Source organism: Oceanobacillus picturae (assembly GCF_000612865.1).
GTDB classification, from domain to species: domain Bacteria; phylum Bacillota; class Bacilli; order Bacillales; family Amphibacillaceae; genus Oceanobacillus_B; species Oceanobacillus_B jordanicus.
Map to the genome: position 1 here is coordinate 1,780,239 of NZ_CCAX010000001.1, position 20,641 is coordinate 1,800,879.

A 20,641-nucleotide genomic window follows, 5' to 3' on the forward strand; every position below is an offset into this window, starting at 1 on the left:
TACTTACGCTCTTCTACTTCGGACAACACGAATCAATGGAAAAACGAAAGAAAGCAAGGCAACAAATAACAATGTTAACGCAATTGGATCTTGGACAAATACCGTAAGACTACCATTGGAAATGGTTAGGGACTGCCTAAATGCCTGCTCCATCATGCCACCAAGAATAAACGCGAGAATAAACGGTGGTGCCGGAAATGAAAACAATCTCATTACAAAGCCGACGACCCCAAAGAGCAATAACATATACAGATCAAATGTATTAAAACTAATGGCATAAACGCCGATGATACTAAACATGATCACAAGGGATATCAATAACGGCCGTGGTATTTTTAATATCTTTGCAAAATACGGAATGAGAGGCAAATTTAAGATCAGCAAGAAGACATTCCCTATGTACATACTTGCAATAATACCCCAGAAAATCTCCGGCCTATCCGTCATTAACAGTGGACCTGGCTGTACACCTAGCACAAGAAAGGCACCGAGCATCACTGCAGTTGTACCAGACCCAGGAATCCCCAAGCTCAATAACGGTACAAACGCTCCACTGGTTGCCGCATTATTGGCTGTCTCTGGGGCAGCCAGTCCTTTGACGGATCCTTTGCCGAATTCTTCAGGATTCTTTGATAGCTTCTTCTCCGTAATATAAGAGATAAAAGATGCTATCGTAGCACCAGCACCTGGCAAAACGCCAAGAATAAATCCTAGAAAGGAGTGGCGTGTTACCGGGCCGCTCATGTCTTTGAAATCCTGTTTACTGAGACGCATACTTCCCAACTTATGTGCATTTTCCTGTGAAAGATCTTTTCGTTTAATAATTAGCGTACAAACCTCCGCAAGTGCGAAAAGTCCGAGTGCAATGACTAAAAAATCAATTCCTTCTAATAGGTTTACATTCCCAAACGTAAACCGCTGTGTTCCTGTTTGTGCATCAATACCAATTGTGACAATCATAAATCCCGCCACAGCAGATATAAGTGCTTTAATCGTACTACCTTCAGACAAACTTGAAATAGCTGTAAGGCCCATCAGCATTAATGCAAAATAGGCAGGTGGACCAAACGAAATCGCAACACTTGAAAGCATCGGAGCCAGTAGCATCAGCAGAATAACACTAACCGTACCACCGATAAACGAACTGATCGCGGCTATGGCCAATGCTTTTCCGGCTTTCCCCTGTTGCGCCATCGGATAACCATCAAATGCGGTTGCCACTGCACCAGACACACCTGGGGCATTTAATAAAATCGAGGATGTTGATCCGCCAAATATAGCGCCATAGTATACACCTGCCATCATAACTAACGCAGGCGCCGGATTCATTCCAAACGTAATTGGGATCATGACCGCGATGGCACTTATGGGGCCCAACCCCGGCATCATTCCAATAAAAGTACCTACAAAAACACCAATCATAACAAACAACAAGCCTTCCAAACTGAAAGCCACTTGAAACCCTGCTATAATTCCTTCTAATGAACCCATCTAGATTCCTCCTTAAAAAGGCCATAATCCTTGTGGCAGACTTATATTAAGAAACTCTGTAAACATCCCATACATACATAACGGAAATAGGATAGACACAAGGGCATTGCTTAGATGTTTTTTATACCCTAGAAACCACGAACAAAAGAAAATAAACAACATTGTCATTAGGACGAATCCCAATAATTCCAAAAATAGTATATATACAAAAATAAAGGAAAAGACAGCAAGCAATGCTCCAATATCCTTCTTAGGAATTTTTCTTCTCGCCTTCTGCTCTTCTGTTTCCGAGTCTTTCGAAAAATAGAGGCAAGATGCCAATAGGATTAAAAGAATGCCTAGTGTTATGGGGACTACATCAGCATCGACTGGCACATAGGCATACGAAGGAAGCTGAAATGCGAGAAGCAAATAACAAATCCCAATGGCAATTAAAACTAAACTAATTCGTTGATTCACTGTTTTTAACATGCTTACACCACCTGGTTTGTGAAATAGATAGAAGTCAATGATCTAAAGTTGATCACTGACCTCCCTTAATATAAATTGCTATTCGCCAAGTCCTAATTCATCAAGTAATGATTGTATTTCTCCCTTTTTTTCATCAAGGAACTGCTGGTATTCCTCACTATTCATGTACATTTCGTCCCACCCGAACTGTTTGCGTATATCTGCAAAGGCCTCTGAATCGCTCAATTCTTTAAACTTTTCTTCATAGTAGGCTATCGCCTCTTCATCCATGTTTGGTGGTCCAAAGAATCCTCGCCAGTTAACAAACGTCGCATCAATCCCCTGTTCTTTAGCTGTTGGGAAGTCTTCCAATACTTCACCTTCCAGCCTTTCCTCTGAGGTTACCCCAAGAACTTTGATTGTCCCCGCTTTAACTTGCTCTACTGTTTCAGAAACCCCAGTGGAGAAAACATCCACACTTCCATTTAAAAGTTGTGTCAAACCGACTCCATCTTGGTCTGATACGTATTTGATTTTTGTCACGTCAACCCCTGCTGCCTTGGCAATTTGAACAAACTGAATGTGATCCATACTTCCTGGTGACGATGTTCCAACCACTGTTATACTGGAAGGGTCTTTCTTCATATCATCAAATAGTTCATTTAAGTTGTCCCATTTGGCATCTGCCGCTACTGCAAATGCTGCATAATCGGCTATCACGTTAGCAATCGGAGTAAAGTCTTCATGACCATATTCCGATTGTCCATTTAACGGGATAAAGAGAAGTGGCGGGGAAGCAACAAACATATTGTATGGACTTCCCTCTTGCCCAGCTACATAAGCCCAACCGACTGCACCGCCACCACCGGCTTTGTTAACCACACCAATATCACTGTCTATGATTTCTTCTTCCGTAAAGACCTTTGCTGCCATTCTGGCTGTAGTATCCCAGCCCCCACCTGCCCCAGCAGGTGCGACAATCTCAATTGGCTTCTCAGGTTTCCATTCTTTGGAACCCTCTGTTCCACTTGCCCCTTCATCGCCTCCAGAACAAGCTGCTGAGAAAATAAGTAGTATGACAAATACGATGCCTATAAAAACCTTCTTCATAAAAATTCCTCCTCTTTAAATCAAAAAATTCACATAATTATTACTTACCACTCACTATAAAGTAGGATGATCATAATGTAACCGTTTTCAAAATAATGGGTAATAAGTTTTTTCTATACGTTTTGGTCATTTTGTTCATGGGTCTGTGAGGGAAAAATAAGTCCTTGTGATGCAATATAAAAAAAGCGAACACGATAGTATTCGCTTTAGGGTTAGCTTAATTAAGCCAGCCAATATAATAGGCTGCCAAGTACCTTTATACTAATCTGAGTAATAAGATGAATATTCTTTGGTGTGAAGATCGCTCCTTCTTATTTTCTTCTCACGGCTGACTACTTTTTAACATGATATTTTCTTTCTGGCCTTCCTACTACGCCATATTCCAATTCTGCTTTGATCTCTCCCTCTGTGATAAGATATTCGAGATAGCGCCTTGCAGTCGTTCGGGAAGTGCCAATTTCCATACCCATTTCTTCTGCAGTTACCCCATTGTTTAAAGTATGTATGCGTTGCTTTATTTTTTCTAGTGTAAGAGGGTCAATACCTTTTGGTGTTTGCTTTTCCATAATTGACACACTACTTCCATAGCCGAAATAATCATCAAGAAAACTCTGGTCCAACTCCTTTTGTGCTGCAAGTTTTCCCTTTACTTCTTTGTACCGTTCCATTGTCTCCATGAATCGCTCCAGTTTTACGGGTTTCATAATATAGTCAAATACCCCGTTGCGTAACACTTCCCCTACGATTTTTGCTTCGGTAGCTGCAGAAATCATAATAATGTCCAATTGTTTGTTTAAGGATCGAATGGTTTGTAGCAGTTCTGACCCTAAAATATCAGGCATATAAATATCTAGCAGTACAAGATCTATTTTCTCTTTTTCTATGATTTCCAAGGCTTCTTTCCCATTTAGCACTTTTTCGACTACTTGTATCCCCTCTACTTTCTCTAAAAATTCTTCATGGATACCTGCAATCCGGTAATCATCTTCCACAATAAGTACATGTATCATACGTCTGCCCCCTTTTTTCAACCATGAACTCGAGGAATGAACACAGTAAATACCGCTCCCCCATTCGGTTGCGTGTGTACTTCCAAATGCCCTCCCAAGTCTTCTACTGTTTCTTTTACAATGGCTAGTCCATATCCATGTGCCTGCTCATCATGTGTTTTTGTAGTATAGCCCTGCTTAAAGATTCGGTCTAGATTTTCTTCAGGAAGACCTGGTCCATTATCCGCAATCTCAAATACAATGTCTTCTCCCAAATCGGTTGCAAAGAAAACGATGTGTTTTTCCGTCTGACCTGCTACCGCCTCTAGGGCGTTATCGATTAGGTTTCCCAATATGGTTATAAGCTTAGCAATATCCACCTTTTCGGGCAATGGTTCGAGATAACTGTTTTCATCGATTTCAAACGTTACCTTTTTCTCTGAAGCTTTTCCGATTTTCCCAAGTATTATGGCTTGTACGGTACGATCGTTTATCTGGTCAAGCAGCACTTTATGCTGGTTTGCAGCAAGCTGTGACTCTTTTTGAATAAGTTCAATTGCGTCCTGGTAGTGACCAAGCTGTAACAATCCTGATATAACATATAATTTGTTAGTATATTCATGGGTTTGCGCACGTAGATCTTCAGAGTATTGTCTGACTTCTGATAATGTATTAATCATCTCATTTAATTCGGTCTTATCCCGAAAACTGGAAACTACTCCTACCACCTCATCTCCATCCATGATAGGGGTGCGATTAACAATGACCTGCCGGTTATTCAGGATAAATTCTTCATCTTGACCAGTATTCTTGGAAAGCAACACATCATACATTTTGGTATTTGGAAAAACATCCTCAATTTGCCTACTCTCCGGATCTCCTTGTAAACCTAATATTTTCCGTGCTGATCCATTCATCAAGCTTATTTTCCCTGTCTTATCCATTGCAATAATCCCTTCTCTAATACTGGAAAGAATTGCAGTTCTATCTCGGTACAAGGAGGCAATTTGATGTGGCTCCAGTCCTAGCGTATCCTTTCTTATGTTTCGAGCTAGCGCGATACCTCCACCTATACCAATGAGAACGACGAAGAGAGAAGCTCCGCTTATTTTCACCAATTTGCTAACTATCATGGAACGAATATCCTCCACCATAAAGCCAACTGAAACAATTCCTACAACTTCTCCCTCGTCATTAAAGATCGGTGCTTTTCCCCTTAATGATGGACCAAGACTTCCTATTGCTTTTGAGGTATAATACTCTGCATCTATTAAGGCCCGGTCATTATCGCCCCCGACCATTTTTTTGCCAATCTTTTCGATATCAGGATGAGCGACGCGGACACTTTCTTTATCCCCGACCACGATAAACTCTGCCCCAATAAACTTCCTAATTTCTTCTGCTATGGGTTGGATAATGTTCGCGGGGTTTTCGTTAGCAAATGCAGCTTTGACGGAAGGCATAAAAGAAAGAGTAGTAGCAACTTGTAGCGCCCGCTCTCCTACTTGCTCCTCCACATCCTTGGATTCAAAATAGGCATTAATCGCGGTTAACAAAAGTGTGACCAACATAATCAAAGTGGTAATAAGCACCAGGACTTTTGTTTGGAGAGAAAACCGAGGCATAGATATTCCCCTTTCTATGAATCTATATCTACTTGCAATTCATCTATGTAATCGCTTTATCATATCATGGTAAATGTGTACTGAAAAGCGACTATTTTAATGAAAAATAGTCTGGTAGTATTGGCTGGAAAACGAGGAATTTTTTAGAGAATTGCTTTCTTATCTAAAAAAGGTATCAGGTCTCCCTGATACCTTTTCATTATGCTGATTTTTTCCAATTTGTAATATCTTCTTCTAATGGTATGTTCTTTCTCCGTGCCTTTACTGCTGCTAAGAAGAAGGTTATGACAAGTGCGATCGTAATAATGGTTGCACCGATATATGAAATATTCATCGGTAAGCGGAAACCAATTGGAGCATTTAGTATATAGGTCATGGTTGCCATTAGCATAAACGTACCTGGAATTAAGGCAATCCAATAATTCTTCTTGGCAATGAACAAATACATGGATCCGACAAACAAGGCAATTACTGCTGTTGACTGGTTGGCCCAAGAGAAATAGCGCCATAACAGGTTAAAGTCAATTTGAGTAAGGGCAATTGATATAGCGAATAATGGTAGTGCGATCCATAGACGATTCATTATTTTTTTCTGTGGGAAACGAATATAATCTGCAATAATCATACGTGCACTGCGGAATGCTGTATCTCCTGACGTGATTGGCAGGATAATAACTCCAAGTACTGCCAACGTACCACCAATAGCACCAAGCATTAAGGTAGAAGCTTCGCTTACAACAGCTGCTGTTCCACCATTGTTAAGTAACTCGTTTAGGCCAACTGGTCCGTCGAAAAGACTCATGGCTGCTGCGGCCCAAATCATGGCGATGATTCCTTCTGCAATCATCATGCCGTAGAAAATTTTACGGCCTTGTTTCTCCCCTTTGGTTGTACGAGAAATGATTGGTGTTTGCGTTGCATGGAATCCAGAGATAGCCCCACATGAGATGGTTAAGAATAACAATGGAAAGATTGGTGCATTATCCGGATGGAAATTTGCCAATGTAAGTTCCGGGATTGGAGCACCTGTTACAATCATTCCAACTGCCACGCCAATTGCACTAATTACGAGCAAGGCACCAAAGATTGGGTAAACTCGTCCGATGATTTTATCAATTGGTAGCAGGGTTGCCAGTAAATAATAAACAAAAATGGCGCCAATAATATAACCTAGTGCAACCCAGCCATTCATTAGATTATAAAGTAAATCTGCTGGTGCTGTTACAAAAACAGTAGCAACTAATAATAGCAACAAGACAGCGAAACCGTTTACAACATGTTTCATAAATCGACCTAGAAATTTTCCAGCAAGCTCAGGTAAATGTGCGCCTCTGTTGCGGATGGAAATCATTCCAGTTAAATAATCATGTACCGCACCGGCAAAGATACAGCCCACCACGATCCAAATGAAAGCAACTGGTCCGTATAGTGCGCCCATAATTGGACCAAAAATCGGACCAACACCAGCTATATTTAATAATTGAATCAAAGAATTTCGAGGTGTACTCATAGGCATGTAATCTACGCCATCACTGCTTGTATAAGCAGGTGTATCCCTCTCCTCTTTCACTCCAAAAATCTTTTCTACTATTTTTCCATACGTGAAGTAACCTATAATTAAAAGTAAAATACCAGCTAAAAATGTATACATAATATTACCCTCTCTTTCCGATGTATGCGATTACATACAGTGTAAGACATAAACCATTGAAAGGGCTTTATTTAGCGTAAGATGTTGCAAAGGGAGGTTGAAATGCATTAGCAGACAATCAAGATGCACAGCTGGTCTCACAATTCCAGCTTGCTACGAAGTGCTTTGACATAGTTACGACTCACCGCTAATGCTTCCTCTTTCCCTTCTAACTTTAATTGGTAGGCACCATTAAACCATGGTGTCAACATTTTTACATAGGAAAGGTTCACCACATAGCTCTTATGTATACGAAAAAACTCAAACCCAGCAAGCCTGGCTTCCAAATCTTTTAAGGTAGCCCGAACATGGTATTCCTTATCAGCTGTAAAAATCTTAGTAAACTTGTCTTCACGGGACAAATAAAGAATATCGGCTGGATTAAGATAATGAATTTCCCCTTCAGTTTCAATCGACAGCTTTCCTTTAGCAACTATGGTCTGCTCATCGGCAGTAAACAACCGCTTTTCCACACGGGAAATCGTTTCCTGTAGTTGCTCTTCTTCATAGGGTTTTAATAGATAATCAAGTGCCTCAAGGCGAAAAGCGTCTGCCGCAAACTGTGGGTATGCTGTTGCAAAAATGATGAGCGGGGCTTTTTTTAACTCCTGTAATACTTTGGCCGCTTCCATCCCGTTCATTTTTGGCATCTCGATATCTAGAAAAACAATGTCTGGCTTTAAGGTTAGACTCTTCACAATCGCATCCTCTCCCGATTCCGCCTCCCCTACCACGCGAATATGTTTAAAATCACCTAACAGGTGGACTAGTTCCTCGCGTGCGTAGCGCTCATCATCCACAACGAGTACATCAATTTGTTTCATTCATTCTTTCCCCCATTCCAATTGGCAGATTTAAGCTAATTCTAGTACCATGACCTGGCTTGCTGGTTATTTGAATACCTGCCCGCAACCCAAACTTCATCGTTAATCGTCTGTTGACATTATACAAACCAATGCCTGTCCCTGTTTCAGATTCAAACTGTGTTTCGCCCAAGTTCTTTAGCTTGCTCTCTTTAATCCCTACCCCATTGTCTTCGACTATAATGACAATCCTGTCCTTTTCTCGCTTAATGGAGATATGAACAAGCGCGTCTTTTTCCATTTCCTTAATCCCATGCTTGACCGCATTTTCGACTAGTGGCTGCAGTGTTAATGGTGGAATATTGTTTTCGAGTACCGCTTCTTCGATGTCATAGGTGACGTGTAATTTGTCTACAAACCTCGATGATTCGATTTCAAGGTATGCCTTCACATGCTCCAGTTCTTGTCTTAAGGAAACAATCTCAGCGGTCGTTCCAGCTAGGTTTTGCCTAAAGAAATGGGAAAGAGACATTAAAAGCTTTCGTGCTTTTTTTGGATCGGTACGAATTAAGGAAACAATGATATTTAAGGAATTAAACAGGAAATGTGGGCTAATTTGCGCCTGTAATGCTTTAATTTCTGCCTCTTTTGCTAACTGGTAAGCTTTTTCGGTGTCTGCTAGCTCTACCTGTGTACTTAACAAGGAGCTGAGACCAGAGATAAGCTCCAAATTTACATTGGTGATGTGTTTTTCCGACTGGAAATAGACCTTCAGTGTTCCGATAACTTCATTACGGCTTTTTAATGGCGCCATGACGACCGCACCGAGCGGACAACCTTCCACACTGCAATGAATTGTTTCATCATTGGCGACGACAAGTTTTCCATGCTGAATTACCTCTTTTGTGAGTTTCGTGCGAATCGGTGTATTTGCTACATGGTGATCACTTGCCAGTCCGACATGCGCCAAAATAAGTTCCTTGTCAGTAATTGCAACGGCACTCGGATTTATTTCTTTATAAAGAATAGAACAGACGGCTAATGCCGATTGGTTGGTCATCCCCTGTCTTAAGTAACCGATCGTCTGCTCAGCAATGCGCAACGTCTTTTGAGCCTGCTCGGCGCTTGCATTTTCTCTTTCTTTCACAACATTTTGCACAATTAACAAGAAAATTGCTGTTCCAAGCCCGTTTGCCAATATCATAGGAATTCCAATGATCTGAACGAGCGTCCACGCCATCTCAAATGGTTTGGAGAGAATTAAGATAATGAGCATTTGAACCGATTCTGCAAGTGCGCCAATCAAAAATGCTGTTGGGAGCTTTAAATATTTCCCTTTCTTTCTGAAGTAACCAGCCATAGCGCCAGCAATGACACTGGCTAAACTACAGGAAACAGCAGTGAAACCCCCGAGCGTTAAACGGTGAATCCCTGCTATAAGTCCAGCTCCTATTCCTACTCGATAGCCTCCTAAAAGGCCTGCAATGACCACCCCTATCACACGAGAATTTGCGATTGCTTCCTCTGCAGCGAGATCCATTGTCACACTATCGAATAGTAGAGTACCCGTATTAAGGGCCACACCATAATATGTTCCCATAATGCCAAATAACCCAAAGAAGAGAATGGCAGTAAACTGCTTCCTATTATTAAGCTGATCTTGATGAATCATGTCCTGGAAGAAGCGAAAACGTGTCAGCACAAACGCAACTGCTACCAAAATACCAATTCGCTCTAGCATCGTTATAAGTAGATCAATCAATGCTCGCACCTCACTAACCATCCGTAAAATAAATTCTTAGCTTATCATATCACATTATCAAATACGATCTTAACAAGCAGCGCTAACATGGTATCATGGCATTAGAAGTTTTTTCTAAGGAGGAGTTAAATCAATGAAATTATTTGGAGCTATATTTTTTAGTACCATTTTAGGGTATATCTTAATCCCCTTTAATGTATTTGGTATTGCAATTGCATTTGGCATTATCGCAGGGTCGCTATTCTATGGTATTAGCCAGTTACTATCTATTAAAGAAAAACTAGCAATGATTAGTAAACACCTTGATATAAAAGAAGAAAATGTTGAGGTGACTGATGAAGAGATTGAGAGAGAATTAGAAAGTTTTTCTAAGAATGGAGGATGATTGATGAAGTGTTATCCTCCAGAAATGCTAATGATGAGGGAAGTGTTTAAATCATCGCTACGGAAAATTTTACGCTTTCCAGGGGCGGCTGCTAAGTCTCCTCGTGCTTGTCGCACTGCGGGGCCTTATCTAGGCCTTTTCTCCCCTAGGAGTCTACAAATTTTCCTCCGCTGGATGTTGTGTACTTTATCTCCTAATCTTTAACTATTAAACTCGAGTCCTATAACATGTATCTGGTTGGTTGATATACACTTCTGTTAGAAAAACTACACGATATCTTTTAATTAATTTGAATTGTAGAAAGAAAGTGAATAGAATAATACTATAAATTGCATACGCTGGGGGAGCATTTTCATGATCATTCGAGAAATAGAAGTAAAAGATAACCAAAGAATAGAACATATTATCAAACGTTCACTAGAATCATTTGATTTGGACATTCCGGGAACAGCCTATTATGATCCACAACTAGCAAGCTTGGCGCAATTTTACCAGCAACAAGCAAAGGCTAATTATTGGGTTGCTGTCAATGAACATGACGTAGTCGTCGGTGGTGTCGACATTGGTCCATATGGCCAGACCGCAGACGTATGTGAACTGCAAAAGCTATACATCGCACCAGAAGCTCAAGGAATAGGACTGTCAAAAAAGCTGATGGATGTGGCCCTTACATACGCGAAGGAACATTATTCATATTGTTACTTAGAAACATTAGACAAGCTTGAGGTAGCAAATTCCTTATACAATAAATTAGGATTTGAGCTACTTGATAAAGCACTAGAGGGATCTGATCATGATGCAATGGATGCTTGGTATATAAAAAAATTGAAATAAGTGGGGTTTATGAAGAAAGGTAAATATGTAATTCCTTTTTCCTTGCTTCTTATCCAGAAAACAGCCTCAAGGATTTTCTCCCCTGAGGCTGTTACTCTATTTTATTTTAAAATGATTTCTTTACAGCGTCATGCACTTCCTGCAAGGTTTTCCCCATGCCTGACTCCACTGCTGCTACATAAGCCCCTTCAACTAAAGGACCTTCGACAAGGAGAGCCTGCTCTGTCTCGTTCATTTCGATTGCCATTTCCGCATTCATCTTCGCGCTACCGATATCATAAAACAACAGCACGCCTTCTCCCTTATCTGCTTCCGCTATCGCACCTGTGATTTTCTCAATGCTAGTACCAATCTCACCGTCATCTGTGCCACCGGCTGTTTCTATTGGTACGTCTGTCATAACCTGACGAATTAAATCTTTGAGACCTTCCGCTATTTTAGAGCTATGAGAAATCAGGACAATACCTACATAAGAACTCATCGATTATGCACGCTCCTTCAGTACATCACTTAATGCTTCGAATAAATAGAAGGAAGAGGCAGAACCTGGATCAATATGTCCCTGTGACTTGTCTTTAAAATAAGCGGCACGCCCTTTTGTGGCCAGCATATCCTTCGTGTTCTCCATTGCCTGCTTTGCTGTCTCTGCTAAAACCTCTGCAGAAAAATCTTGCTCTTCCGTGAGCGCTTCGGAAACCGGGTACCACACATCAACCATAGTTTTTTCTCCAGCTTCTGCCTTACCACGTTGTTTTACCCCTGCGACTGCTTGCTCTATTCCGTTAACAAAAGCCTCATATGAGATCGTTTCGGAACCTTTTACCGCAGTGGAAAGCTTCAAAAAGGCTGTTCCAAATAATGGGCCAGATGCGCCACCCACTTTTGACATGAGCGTCATGGCAATATCTTTTAGCACATCTGCAGGTGTCTCATAGGTTTCCTTTGTTACCTTGTTTTCGACTTCTTGAAAGCCCCTTGCCATATTAATCCCATGGTCGCCATCCCCTATCGGTTGATCCAATGTCGTTAAATAAGGTTTGTTTTCCTGCATTTTTTCATTTGTTTTTTTCATCCAGTCTACTATGAGTTGTACGTCTAATTCCATTGCGAATCCTCCTTTCTTTGTTGACCAATATTAGCTACGAAAAGCAGGAGCATCTGAATCGGCATCCAGCAATGTTTTTAACTCATCATCCAGCTTGAGTAAGGTGACAGAACATCCTGTCATCTCCAGTGCTGTCATGTACTCCCCGACAAATGTTTTGTACACGGTAATACCCTTCTCTTTTAGTATTTCTTGTACCCGTTTATTTACAATATACAGCTCCATTTCTGGAGTAGAGCCGAGACCATTGATCATCACAGCAACATCTTCGCCTGTAGTATAGTCAAGATCTTGTAAGACTTTTGCGGTTAATTCCTCTGCTATTTGGTCTGCGCTGGCTATTTCCTTCCGCTCTATCCCAGGCTCGCCATGGATTCCAATGCCGATTTCCATTTCATCGTCTTTCAATTCAAAGCTTGGACTCCCAGCTGCCGGGACAGTACATGGCTTTAACGCCATCCCCATGGAACGGACGTTGGCAACCACCTTTTCTCCAACCTGTTTCACTTCTGCTAAAGATCCACCAGACTCTGCTTTTGCGCCTGTAATTTTATGAACAAAGACTGTTCCAGCAATTCCTCGTCGGCCAGTCGTAAACGAACTATCTTCTACTGCAACATCATCATTGACGACGACATACTGCACATCAATACCTTCAGCTTCTGCTAGTTCTGCTGCCATTTCAAAGTTCAAAACGTCTCCCGTATAATTCTTTATAACAAGAAATACGCCTGACCCACCATCTACTGTTTTGATCGCTTCCAATACTTGATCTGGTGTTGGCGAGGTAAACACTTCACCTGCTACTGCAGCATCAAGCATGCCTTTTCCAACATACCCAGCATGTGCTGGCTCATGGCCGCTTCCTCCGCCACTGACAATCCCTACTTTTCCTTGGACAGGCGAATCTTTTCTAGCAAGAACCATTGTCTCAGGTACTTGCTTTAGTGCTTCTGGGTAAGCTGCTACCATTCCTTGCACCATGTCTTGTACAACTTGATTTGGATCGTTAATAATTTTTTTCATTATCTTCTCTCCTCTTCCATTAAAGTTTGCAATGAATCAAGCAATCATGCACGTTATATTAATGTGCTTCTTTTCGATTTCTTTTACTCTGTCATTTTCCATTGTATATGAGAAAGAGGAAGTCTCTACTTACCTTTGTTTATAAAGATAAATGGAGCTTCCCCTTTCTTTTCCCTTTACGGGTTTCTATTTAAACGTTCTTGTCGACGCAACTGCTTTTTCCCAACCAGAATAAAGTTTATTGCGTTTTCCTTCTGTCATAGCTGGTTTAAATGTTTTCTCGATATTCCATTGTTTTGCAATTTCTTCTTTATCTTTCCAATATCCTACAGCTAGGCCAGCTAGATAAGCAGAGCCAAGTGCAGTCGTTTCCTGTACAACTGGTCGTTCAACCGGTACGTCCAGCATGTCACTTTGGAACTGCATGAGGAAGTTATTTTTTACAGCTCCACCATCAACGCGCAAGGTTTTTAAATCAATTTCAGAGTCTTTAATCATCGCATCCAACACATCTTTTGTTTGATAAGCAAGTGATTCTAACGTTGCGCGGACAAGATGGTCCTTTGTAGTCCCTCGTGTAAGCCCAAACATTGCTCCTCTTGCATCACTATCCCAATACGGTGTGCCAAGTCCAACGAATGCCGGTACCATGTAAACACCATCTGTAGAATCTACGTTAGTAGCAAGCTGCTCACTTTGTGGTGCGCTTTCAATTACTTTCAAGCCATCACGTAGCCATTGAATTGCAGATCCGGCAACAAAAATACTACCTTCTAATGCATACTCGACTTTTCCATCAACACCCCAAGCAAGTGTTGTTAACAATCCATGCTCAGATTTAACGCCTTCTTCGCCAGTATTCATGAGCATGAAACAACCAGTTCCATATGTGTTTTTAGCCATGCCTTTTTCAAAACATGCCTGACCAAATAATGCTGCCTGTTGGTCTCCTGCGATACCTGCAATTGGCACTTCATGGCCAAAGAAATGATAAGAAGCGGTATTCGCGTACACTTCAGACGATTGCTTCACCTCTGGTAGCATGCTTTTCGGTACAGTTAGAATATCTAGCAATTCATCGTCCCATTTTAAATCATAGATATTAAACATAAGGGTTCTTGATGCATTAGAGTAATCAGTGATATGTGTTTTTCCACCGGAAAGCTTGTAAACAAGCCAGCTGTCAATTGTTCCAAATAACAGATCGCCATTATCTGCTTTCTCTCTTGCTCCTGCCACATGATCGAGAATCCATTTTACTTTTGTTCCAGAGAAATATGGGTCAAGTAGTAAACCTGTTTTCTTATTGAAAAGTTCGTTGTGACCTGCTTCTCTTAATTCTCTACATATGCCTTCTGTCTGTCTGGATTGCCACACAATCGCCTGATAGATCGGCTTTCCTGTGTTTTTATTCCAGACAACAGCTGTTTCACGCTGGTTCGTAATTCCAATACCAGCAATGTCTATTGGTTCAGCATCTGCTTTACGAAGCACGTCCGCGATACAAGCAAGTACGGATGTCCAGATTTCATTTGCATCATGCTCTACCCAACCTGGCTGTGGGAAAAACTGCTGAAATTCCTTTTGTGCTGTTTCTACGATTTCTCCATCATGATTAAACAAAATGGCTCTTGAGCTCGTTGTCCCTTGATCAATGGATAAGATATATTTTTTACTCATTATATTTCCCCCTTAAGAAATTTTTTGTTCTACTTTGTTTGCTGTACTTTTTCCTTTTTTCAATTCTGCATTTGCTGCACCAATGAATAGGATTGCTACTAATGCGCTCATTATCCAGAAGAGAGCACCAAAGTTTCCTAGAAACATAGCATTATAGAATACTGCTCCGTAGATACCTCCAAGAATTGGTCCTACTACTGGGATCCAAGAATATCCCCAGTCAGAACCGCCTTTTCCTGGTATTGGAAGAAGCGCATGTGCGATACGTGGACCCAAATCCCTTGCAGGGTTAATCGCATAGCCTGTAGCTCCACCAAGTGACATCCCGATTGCAATGATAAGAGCACCAACGATAATTGGGTTCAAACCTTCTGTGAATTCGTTTGCACCGATGAATAAAAGTCCCATTAATAAAGCAAAAGTTCCAACCATCTCACTAATTAGATTGGAGAATGGGCTACGAATTGCTGGATCTGTAGCAAATACGCCCAGCTTAGCACCTTGATCTTCTGTTTCTTTCCAATGTGGTAGATAATTAAAGAATACGATTGCTGCCCCAATCATGGCACCAATTAATTGTGCTGTAATGTATAATGGTACATCGGCCCACGGAAATTCACCAATTGCGGCAAATCCGAGCGTTACGGCAGGGTTTAAATGTGCTCCTGAAAAATTCCCAACGGCATAAACACCTAAAGCAACAGCAAGACCCCAGCCAATTGTAATGACTACCCAGCCAGCACCTTCTGCTTTGGTTTTCTTCAAGACGACGCCACCTACTACACCGCCACCAAAAATGATTAAAATCATTGTACCAATAAGTTCTGCTAAAAACTCGGACATGTAAAACACCCCTTTATGTTCATTAATAGTTAATTGCCAACGGTAAAAGACCCACACTTTAACAGACATACTCCTAGCAAGGAATATCTATTAAAGTGTGGGTCTCCATATCTCCGCCACATAATTAACTTGTGCTTTCATCATAAACGAAACTGAAAGCGGTGTCAATGAGTTTTAATAAATTATTCCTAGATTATTAGATTTCTTTCTTACCTGCCTCATACCTTTGAACCGTATACAAGTCATTACACGCAGAAAGTCTTATATGGACTGCCCCCCTTTTTGCTCTTATGAGGTACAAGCACAAGCGTTATTAGTTTATGTAACGAAAATTAAAAAAATACCGCTGCTATCTCATCCTTTAGGTGGTGTTTTCTTGCAAATAACGACATATATTTCCCGGGAAATGAAACAGTTTCGTAGTGCAAGTTTCCTAGAGCTAGATTGTTTATGCTCCAATGCGAAAAAAACCATTCCGATGTTAGGAATGGTTTACAAGTAAATCGCTCGATTCAGTTTTATCTTTGTCACGCTTCGCTAGTCTGACAAGAAGATACACAATAGGAGTATCTACAATGGCAACAAGCAGTTTAAAACAATATTGTGTGGCAATCATTCCAAGTAAAACGGCAGTTGGCACTGTTCCCCAGAATGCAATGGTGATAAAGATGCTCGTATCCACCAGCTGACTCGTCATTGTGGAGAGATTGTTACGTAGCCATAGCTTACTATTACCATGCTTCTTTTTTAGGCGATGAAACAAGCTGACATCCAAGTGCTGACTGGCCAAGTAAGATAATAGACTTGCTAGCATCACACGAAAGCTACCACCTAGAATGGTTTCGAATTCTGTCTGTACTGTAAAGACTGGTGCCGCTGGTAACTCGATTGCAATAAATACAAAAACGAGTACGAGGATCTGTGTCAGAAATCCTGCCTGAACCGTCTTCCTTGCAGCTCGCTTCCCGTACACCTCCCCAATAACATCCGTGATGATAAAGGTAATAACATATACAATAACCGCTGCCGGCAAAATAAACTCTCCGATTGCAAAAAGTTTCACACCGAGAATATTTGATACAATTAACAGTCCTGCAAATAAAGCATTTAGATATAAATACATTTTTTCTCTCCTCTTTATATGAGAAGAACTTAGCAACCCTCTATTATCGATTGTCTATTTTTTCTGGATAAAGATCATGATTCATTAGTCGTTGCTCTGCCATTTTTTCATACTTTGTTCCAGGCTTCCCATAGTTACAATATGGATCGATCGAGATGCCACCACGTGGTGTGAATTTACCCCAAACCTCGATGTACCTAGGATCCATCAAGTTAATCAAATCGTTCATGATCACATTGATACTATCCTCGTGAAACCCACCATGGTTACGAAAGCTGAACAAATACAATTTAAGAGCCTTACTTTCTACCATTTTCACATCTGGAATATAGCTTATGTACAAGGTAGCGAAATCTGGCTGCCCTGTCATTGGACAAAGTGTCGTGAATTCAGGGCAATTAAATTTCACAAAGTAGTCTCTGTCCGGATGGTTGTTTTCAAAGATTTCTAGCACGTCAGGATTATAGTCAAACGCATAGGTTGTTCCCTGACTTCCAAGCAGTGTTAGTTCGGAAAGATCTTGTTCTTTCATCGTATATACCTCCTTTTCCTATTTTCACATCAAAAAAGCCATGTACCTACTAAGGCACATGGCTTGATTCGCATCATCTGTCCTTAGTTTTTTATAGAGGGTTTAAGCTAAGAACCTCTCGCATTGTTACCTGACATATTATATCGATTGGCCATAGCACTGTCAATGCAATTATGATTGTGGTTTGTCCCCTACAAGCACCATTGTCCATTCATGCACTTCATAATTTCGTGCACCTTTTTCAACATACGGATCTGCTTTAACTAATACTTCTGCTTCTTCTAGACTATCAGCCTGGTAAATGACAAGTCCACCAGCACCGTCTGTAAATCTACCTTTGGCAAATACTTTCCCCTGTTCCTCCATCTCTTCCAAATAGGCTAAATGGTCAGGACGATACGTTTTACTTTTTTCCTCATCTTTCATTGGCAACAATGCCGCATAGTAATTCATTATGTTCTCCCTTTCTATTTCTAGCATATCTCTTATTTTGTCGTTTTTCTCGCCACATGGCAAGTGGAATTATTCCGGCTTTAAAGTAAGTTCCTCGCCATTGAATGACTTAAGATTTGTTTCATGATAGTTTCCGTACACCCAATCTTCCAACTGGTCATCATACCAATCACTCTTAAAATGCCCGGATTGCCCTGGACCGACGATATGATAGCCCTTCTGCATTTCATTGGAATCAATCACAAAACGCCAGGATGCCCCGTGATCAACCATCCCTGTCTTTTTGTCATAGCTTGCTGCCATTGGTGTAACACTACTTCCTCCGACTTCCATCGGCTTTTCATTATTGAAGAAAAAGGCCAGGACAGGATTGATTCCAGAGAGTGGATGGACAAATTGAACCTGGTGATAGTCTCCCCATCGCCATCCATTTATCGAGTCCCCATACTCTTCCTGTAGCTTCTCTATCGTTTTACTAAATGTTTCTCCCAATAGCCCTTCTATCCCGCCTTCTTCCTCGACCCAAATAGAAGTATCTCCACGAAGCGCGGTTCGTAACAATTCATCTGTTGTTTGTCCTTTACCAGAAAACATGCCCATCATGTTACGTGGTATATCTTTATATAACCGGTTTTCGATCTCTTCCATCCAATGGTGATAAAGGAGGGCTTGGGAACTTTCGACATCATCTTCATAGTTCCACTTTTCTAACAGCTGGATAGCCTGTTGCTCGATATCTGTATGCTCGGTTCCACTTAAAGTCTCTATAAAAAGCGGGACAAATTCTCTTGCACGCAAATTTTTAATATCCACCTGTATTGCCATCATGTCTTCTGCTGTTAGGTTTGTTCCTGATTCTAACACTTCCGAAATTCGCTCATATCTGTATGGCTGTGCCCACACATTACTTATATGGTACGGATAATCGTCTCCGGTAATTTTATTGTTCGCTGTGGCAATATAGCCTTTTTCCCGATTTACTACACGAGGGAGTTCATCAAACGGTATAAATCCTTTCCATTCATTTTCTGCTTCCCATCCGGCTAATGGAAGCAAAGCATCTTCCCCATCCTCATAGATGGGAATGTTTCCGTTAGCCTTATAGGCAATGGTGCCATCCTTGTCGGCAAACACAAAATTCTGTGCTGGAGCAAGGAACTTCTCTAAACCTGTTTCGAATTGCTCCCAATCAGCTGCTTTATTGATAGACAAAATCGCTTCCAGCTCTGTTGTCGCATCCAAGGCTGTCCATCTTAAAGAAAGAACGGTATCTTTGCCTGTGTCCTCAGCAAATTCGGAAATAATAGGACCGTGCCTTGTTTCTATCACGTCATAATCGATTGTTTCTTCATCTTTTACCTTAATTGGTTCTTCAATAACATTTGCTTCTTCCCAGCTATCTTCATAAAGAAATGCTGTGTCGTTTTCCGGGCTACGCTTTTCGACATATAGCTGTTGCACGTCCGGCCCTGTATTGGTTACGCCCCAGGCTATATCCTCGTTATGGCCAAGAATAATTCCCGGTACTCCAGCGAAAATCACGCCACTTACATTCATTTCCTCTGCTTGTAAATGCATTTGAATCCAAATCGAGGGTGTTGCTAACCCCAAATGCGGGTCATCTGCAAGCAGTGGCATGCCTGAAGCTGTTTTATCACCGCTAACCACCCAGTTATTGCTCCCATTAAATGTATGAGGGATCACTGCCTTCTCAAAGCTAGTCGCAATATCCAGCTCCCCTTCTCCGATAATAGTCGGCATATCTTTCGGATATGTGGGGAAAAGTTCTAATGCTTTTTCCTCGTCAAATGTTTCTAATAGGTAGTGATTAAAGGCTTGGCTTTCCCAATGTCCGCCTAAATCGAATGCCATATACTTTCCAATAGTTAGGGAGTCTAATGGTGTCCATTCAGCTGGCTTGGAACCCATCAACGTAAACTCAATTGGTAAACTGTTTTCTTCAATTGCTTCTTCAATATAGGCATTGACGCCATCTGCAAAGCTCTGCAGTACAGCTTTGGATTCGTCGGTATATAGCTCATATGATTTCTCAGCCGCTCTTCTTAACCCCAATGTACGGAAGTATTTATCATTGTCCACTGCTGCTGAACCTACGATTTCACTCAATGTCCCTGAAGCTTGGCGACGCGACATTTCCATTTGGAAAATCCGGTGTTGAGCCTGCACATAGCCTTGAGCCATATATAAGTCATGCTCTGTGGTTGCGCTAATATGTGGCACTCCTTGTTCATCTGTTACAACTGTTACCTCATTCTGTAATCCTGCCAGGTCAATTTCGCCATCAACTTGTGCCAGAGAACGGTTTATGTATGCGTTTACAAAAAATAAGGTAATAAGTAGAATAATTATGATTATGCCAGTAGTTATCAGGACCCGTTTTTTCCATTTTTTCTTTTTTGTTTCTTGGATTACTTCTATACTTTGTGCCTCCACCGTCATTCCCCCAATTAAATTTTCTCTATGATATAGCTTATTCGCCATCATTTAGAATAATCCTGCTCATTCCGATGTTTGGTCGACTGGAGATCTTGTGTAGTGATGCGGAGAGCCTGTTTGATTGATTGATTGAAGTGCGCGTGCCGTTGATTGGCGTTTCCGTTTGATTGATTGAAGTGCGCGTGCCGTTGATTGGCGTTCCCGTTTGATTGATTGAAATGCGCGTGCCGTTGATTGGCGCTCCTGTTTAATTGATTGGAGTGCGCAGGCCGTTGATTGGTGC

The 20,641-nt window shown here is 41.2% G+C and carries 19 protein-coding genes and 1 riboswitch; of the genes, 2 read left to right on the forward strand and 17 right to left on the reverse strand.

The window, feature by feature from the left end; genetic code table 11:
• Nucleotides 1–3: 3 nt before the first annotated feature.
• The 8 genes from BN988_RS09020 to BN988_RS09055 all read right to left on the reverse strand — a co-directional run bounded on the left by BN988_RS09020 (nucleotide 4) and on the right by BN988_RS09055 (nucleotide 9,920).
• Nucleotides 4–1,491: a tripartite tricarboxylate transporter permease gene (locus tag BN988_RS09020; RefSeq protein WP_036575386.1), complete on the reverse strand. Its 1,488-nt coding sequence runs from the start codon at nucleotides 1,489–1,491 to the stop codon at nucleotides 4–6.
• A 12-nt stretch (nucleotides 1,492–1,503) separates the two neighbouring features.
• Nucleotides 1,504–1,962 (reverse strand): tripartite tricarboxylate transporter TctB family protein, encoded by a 459-nt coding sequence (locus BN988_RS09025; protein ID WP_036575389.1) that lies wholly within the window; start codon nucleotides 1,960–1,962, stop codon nucleotides 1,504–1,506.
• Nucleotides 1,963–2,040: 78 nt separating this feature from the next.
• Nucleotides 2,041–3,051, reverse strand: coding sequence for a tripartite tricarboxylate transporter substrate binding protein (locus tag BN988_RS09030; protein ID WP_036575390.1), 1,011 nt, complete (start codon nucleotides 3,049–3,051; stop codon nucleotides 2,041–2,043).
• 332 nt (nucleotides 3,052–3,383) lie between these two features.
• A complete protein-coding gene (locus BN988_RS09035; RefSeq protein WP_036575393.1) occupies nucleotides 3,384–4,061 on the reverse strand; it encodes a response regulator in 678 nt (225 codons plus the stop codon).
• Between the two features lie 17 nt (nucleotides 4,062–4,078).
• On the reverse strand, nucleotides 4,079–5,665 hold the full coding sequence (locus BN988_RS09040) for an ATP-binding protein (protein WP_036575394.1): 1,587 nt from the start codon (nucleotides 5,663–5,665) through the stop codon (nucleotides 4,079–4,081).
• 199 nt (nucleotides 5,666–5,864) lie between these two features.
• A complete protein-coding gene (locus BN988_RS09045; RefSeq protein ID WP_036575395.1) occupies nucleotides 5,865–7,316 on the reverse strand; it encodes a carbon starvation CstA family protein in 1,452 nt (483 codons plus the stop codon).
• Nucleotides 7,317–7,453: 137 nt separating this feature from the next.
• The gene (locus tag BN988_RS09050) at nucleotides 7,454–8,179 is read right to left on the reverse strand and encodes a LytR/AlgR family response regulator transcription factor (protein WP_036575396.1); all 726 of its coding nucleotides are present in this window, start codon (nucleotides 8,177–8,179) and stop codon (nucleotides 7,454–7,456) included.
• Nucleotides 8,166–9,920 (reverse strand): sensor histidine kinase, encoded by a 1,755-nt coding sequence (locus BN988_RS09055; RefSeq protein ID WP_036575397.1) that lies wholly within the window; start codon nucleotides 9,918–9,920, stop codon nucleotides 8,166–8,168. The genes BN988_RS09050 and BN988_RS09055 overlap by 14 nt, the downstream gene beginning before the upstream one ends.
• Before the next feature lie 133 nt (nucleotides 9,921–10,053).
• Between BN988_RS09055 and BN988_RS09060 the strand changes: the two genes are divergently transcribed.
• Both BN988_RS09060 and BN988_RS09070 read left to right on the forward strand, forming a co-directional pair.
• Nucleotides 10,054–10,305 (forward strand): hypothetical protein, encoded by a 252-nt coding sequence (locus BN988_RS09060; protein WP_036575398.1) that lies wholly within the window; start codon nucleotides 10,054–10,056, stop codon nucleotides 10,303–10,305.
• Nucleotides 10,306–10,659: 354 nt separating this feature from the next.
• Entirely contained in the window at nucleotides 10,660–11,139 is a 480-nt protein-coding gene (locus tag BN988_RS09070; protein ID WP_036575409.1) for a GNAT family N-acetyltransferase, read from the forward strand.
• A gap of 106 nt (nucleotides 11,140–11,245) precedes the next feature.
• Here the strand turns inward: BN988_RS09070 and dhaM are convergent, their stop codons facing one another.
• The 9 genes from dhaM to BN988_RS09120 form a co-directional block, all read right to left on the reverse strand.
• Nucleotides 11,246–11,620 carry a dihydroxyacetone kinase phosphoryl donor subunit DhaM gene (dhaM, locus tag BN988_RS09075; protein ID WP_036575412.1) on the reverse strand — a complete coding sequence of 125 codons (375 nt, stop codon included), beginning with the start codon at nucleotides 11,618–11,620 and terminating at the stop codon, nucleotides 11,246–11,248.
• A 3-nt stretch (nucleotides 11,621–11,623) separates the two neighbouring features.
• Nucleotides 11,624–12,244, reverse strand: a complete 621-nt coding sequence (dhaL, locus tag BN988_RS09080; protein ID WP_036575414.1) for a dihydroxyacetone kinase subunit DhaL — start codon at nucleotides 12,242–12,244, stop codon at nucleotides 11,624–11,626.
• A gap of 30 nt (nucleotides 12,245–12,274) precedes the next feature.
• Entirely contained in the window at nucleotides 12,275–13,270 is a 996-nt protein-coding gene (gene dhaK, locus BN988_RS09085; RefSeq protein WP_036575416.1) for a dihydroxyacetone kinase subunit DhaK, read from the reverse strand.
• Nucleotides 13,271–13,456: 186 nt separating this feature from the next.
• Nucleotides 13,457–14,950: a glycerol kinase GlpK gene (gene glpK / locus BN988_RS09090; RefSeq protein ID WP_036575419.1), complete on the reverse strand. Its 1,494-nt coding sequence runs from the start codon at nucleotides 14,948–14,950 to the stop codon at nucleotides 13,457–13,459.
• A 12-nt stretch (nucleotides 14,951–14,962) separates the two neighbouring features.
• A complete protein-coding gene (locus tag BN988_RS09095; RefSeq protein WP_036575421.1) occupies nucleotides 14,963–15,793 on the reverse strand; it encodes an MIP/aquaporin family protein in 831 nt (276 codons plus the stop codon).
• Between the two features lie 481 nt (nucleotides 15,794–16,274).
• Nucleotides 16,275–16,916 (reverse strand): queuosine precursor transporter, encoded by a 642-nt coding sequence (locus BN988_RS09105; protein WP_036575424.1) that lies wholly within the window; start codon nucleotides 16,914–16,916, stop codon nucleotides 16,275–16,277.
• A gap of 43 nt (nucleotides 16,917–16,959) precedes the next feature.
• Nucleotides 16,960–17,448, reverse strand: coding sequence for a preQ(1) synthase (gene queF / locus BN988_RS09110; RefSeq protein ID WP_036575426.1), 489 nt, complete (start codon nucleotides 17,446–17,448; stop codon nucleotides 16,960–16,962).
• Between the two features lie 77 nt (nucleotides 17,449–17,525).
• Nucleotides 17,526–17,572: riboswitch (PreQ1 riboswitch) on the reverse strand.
• Between the two features lie 47 nt (nucleotides 17,573–17,619).
• Complete coding sequence (locus BN988_RS09115; RefSeq protein WP_036575428.1) at nucleotides 17,620–17,901, reverse strand: YciI family protein; 282 nt, start codon at nucleotides 17,899–17,901, stop codon at nucleotides 17,620–17,622.
• Between the two features lie 69 nt (nucleotides 17,902–17,970).
• Nucleotides 17,971–20,361 (reverse strand): penicillin acylase family protein, encoded by a 2,391-nt coding sequence (locus BN988_RS09120; protein WP_051557872.1) that lies wholly within the window; start codon nucleotides 20,359–20,361, stop codon nucleotides 17,971–17,973.
• Nucleotides 20,362–20,641 lie beyond the last annotated feature (280 nt).

Bases quoted from the DNA above. Each gene is read 5' to 3' on its own strand.
- BN988_RS09020 (WP_036575386.1), bottom strand. From the start codon at position 1,491: ATGGGTTCATTAGAAGGAATTATAGCAGGGTTTCAAGTGGCTTTCAGT.
- BN988_RS09025 (WP_036575389.1), bottom strand. From the start codon at position 1,962: ATGTTAAAAACAGTGAATCAACGAATTAGTTTAGTTTTAATTGCCATT.
- BN988_RS09030 (WP_036575390.1), bottom strand. From the start codon at position 3,051: ATGAAGAAGGTTTTTATAGGCATCGTATTTGTCATACTACTTATTTTC.
- BN988_RS09035 (WP_036575393.1), bottom strand. From the start codon at position 4,061: ATGATACATGTACTTATTGTGGAAGATGATTACCGGATTGCAGGTATC.
- BN988_RS09040 (WP_036575394.1), bottom strand. From the start codon at position 5,665: ATGCCTCGGTTTTCTCTCCAAACAAAAGTCCTGGTGCTTATTACCACT.
- BN988_RS09045 (WP_036575395.1), bottom strand. From the start codon at position 7,316: ATGTATACATTTTTAGCTGGTATTTTACTTTTAATTATAGGTTACTTC.
- BN988_RS09050 (WP_036575396.1), bottom strand. From the start codon at position 8,179: ATGAAACAAATTGATGTACTCGTTGTGGATGATGAGCGCTACGCACGC.
- BN988_RS09060 (WP_036575398.1), top strand. From the start codon at position 10,054: ATGAAATTATTTGGAGCTATATTTTTTAGTACCATTTTAGGGTATATC.
- BN988_RS09070 (WP_036575409.1), top strand. From the start codon at position 10,660: ATGATCATTCGAGAAATAGAAGTAAAAGATAACCAAAGAATAGAACAT.
- dhaM (WP_036575412.1), bottom strand. From the start codon at position 11,620: ATGAGTTCTTATGTAGGTATTGTCCTGATTTCTCATAGCTCTAAAATA.
- dhaL (WP_036575414.1), bottom strand. From the start codon at position 12,244: ATGGAATTAGACGTACAACTCATAGTAGACTGGATGAAAAAAACAAAT.
- dhaK (WP_036575416.1), bottom strand. From the start codon at position 13,270: ATGAAAAAAATTATTAACGATCCAAATCAAGTTGTACAAGACATGGTG.
- glpK (WP_036575419.1), bottom strand. From the start codon at position 14,950: ATGAGTAAAAAATATATCTTATCCATTGATCAAGGGACAACGAGCTCA.
- BN988_RS09095 (WP_036575421.1), bottom strand. From the start codon at position 15,793: ATGTCCGAGTTTTTAGCAGAACTTATTGGTACAATGATTTTAATCATT.
- BN988_RS09105 (WP_036575424.1), bottom strand. From the start codon at position 16,916: ATGTATTTATATCTAAATGCTTTATTTGCAGGACTGTTAATTGTATCA.
- queF (WP_036575426.1), bottom strand. From the start codon at position 17,448: ATGAAAGAACAAGATCTTTCCGAACTAACACTGCTTGGAAGTCAGGGA.
- BN988_RS09115 (WP_036575428.1), bottom strand. From the start codon at position 17,901: ATGAATTACTATGCGGCATTGTTGCCAATGAAAGATGAGGAAAAAAGT.
- BN988_RS09120 (WP_051557872.1), bottom strand. From the start codon at position 20,361: ATGACGGTGGAGGCACAAAGTATAGAAGTAATCCAAGAAACAAAAAAG.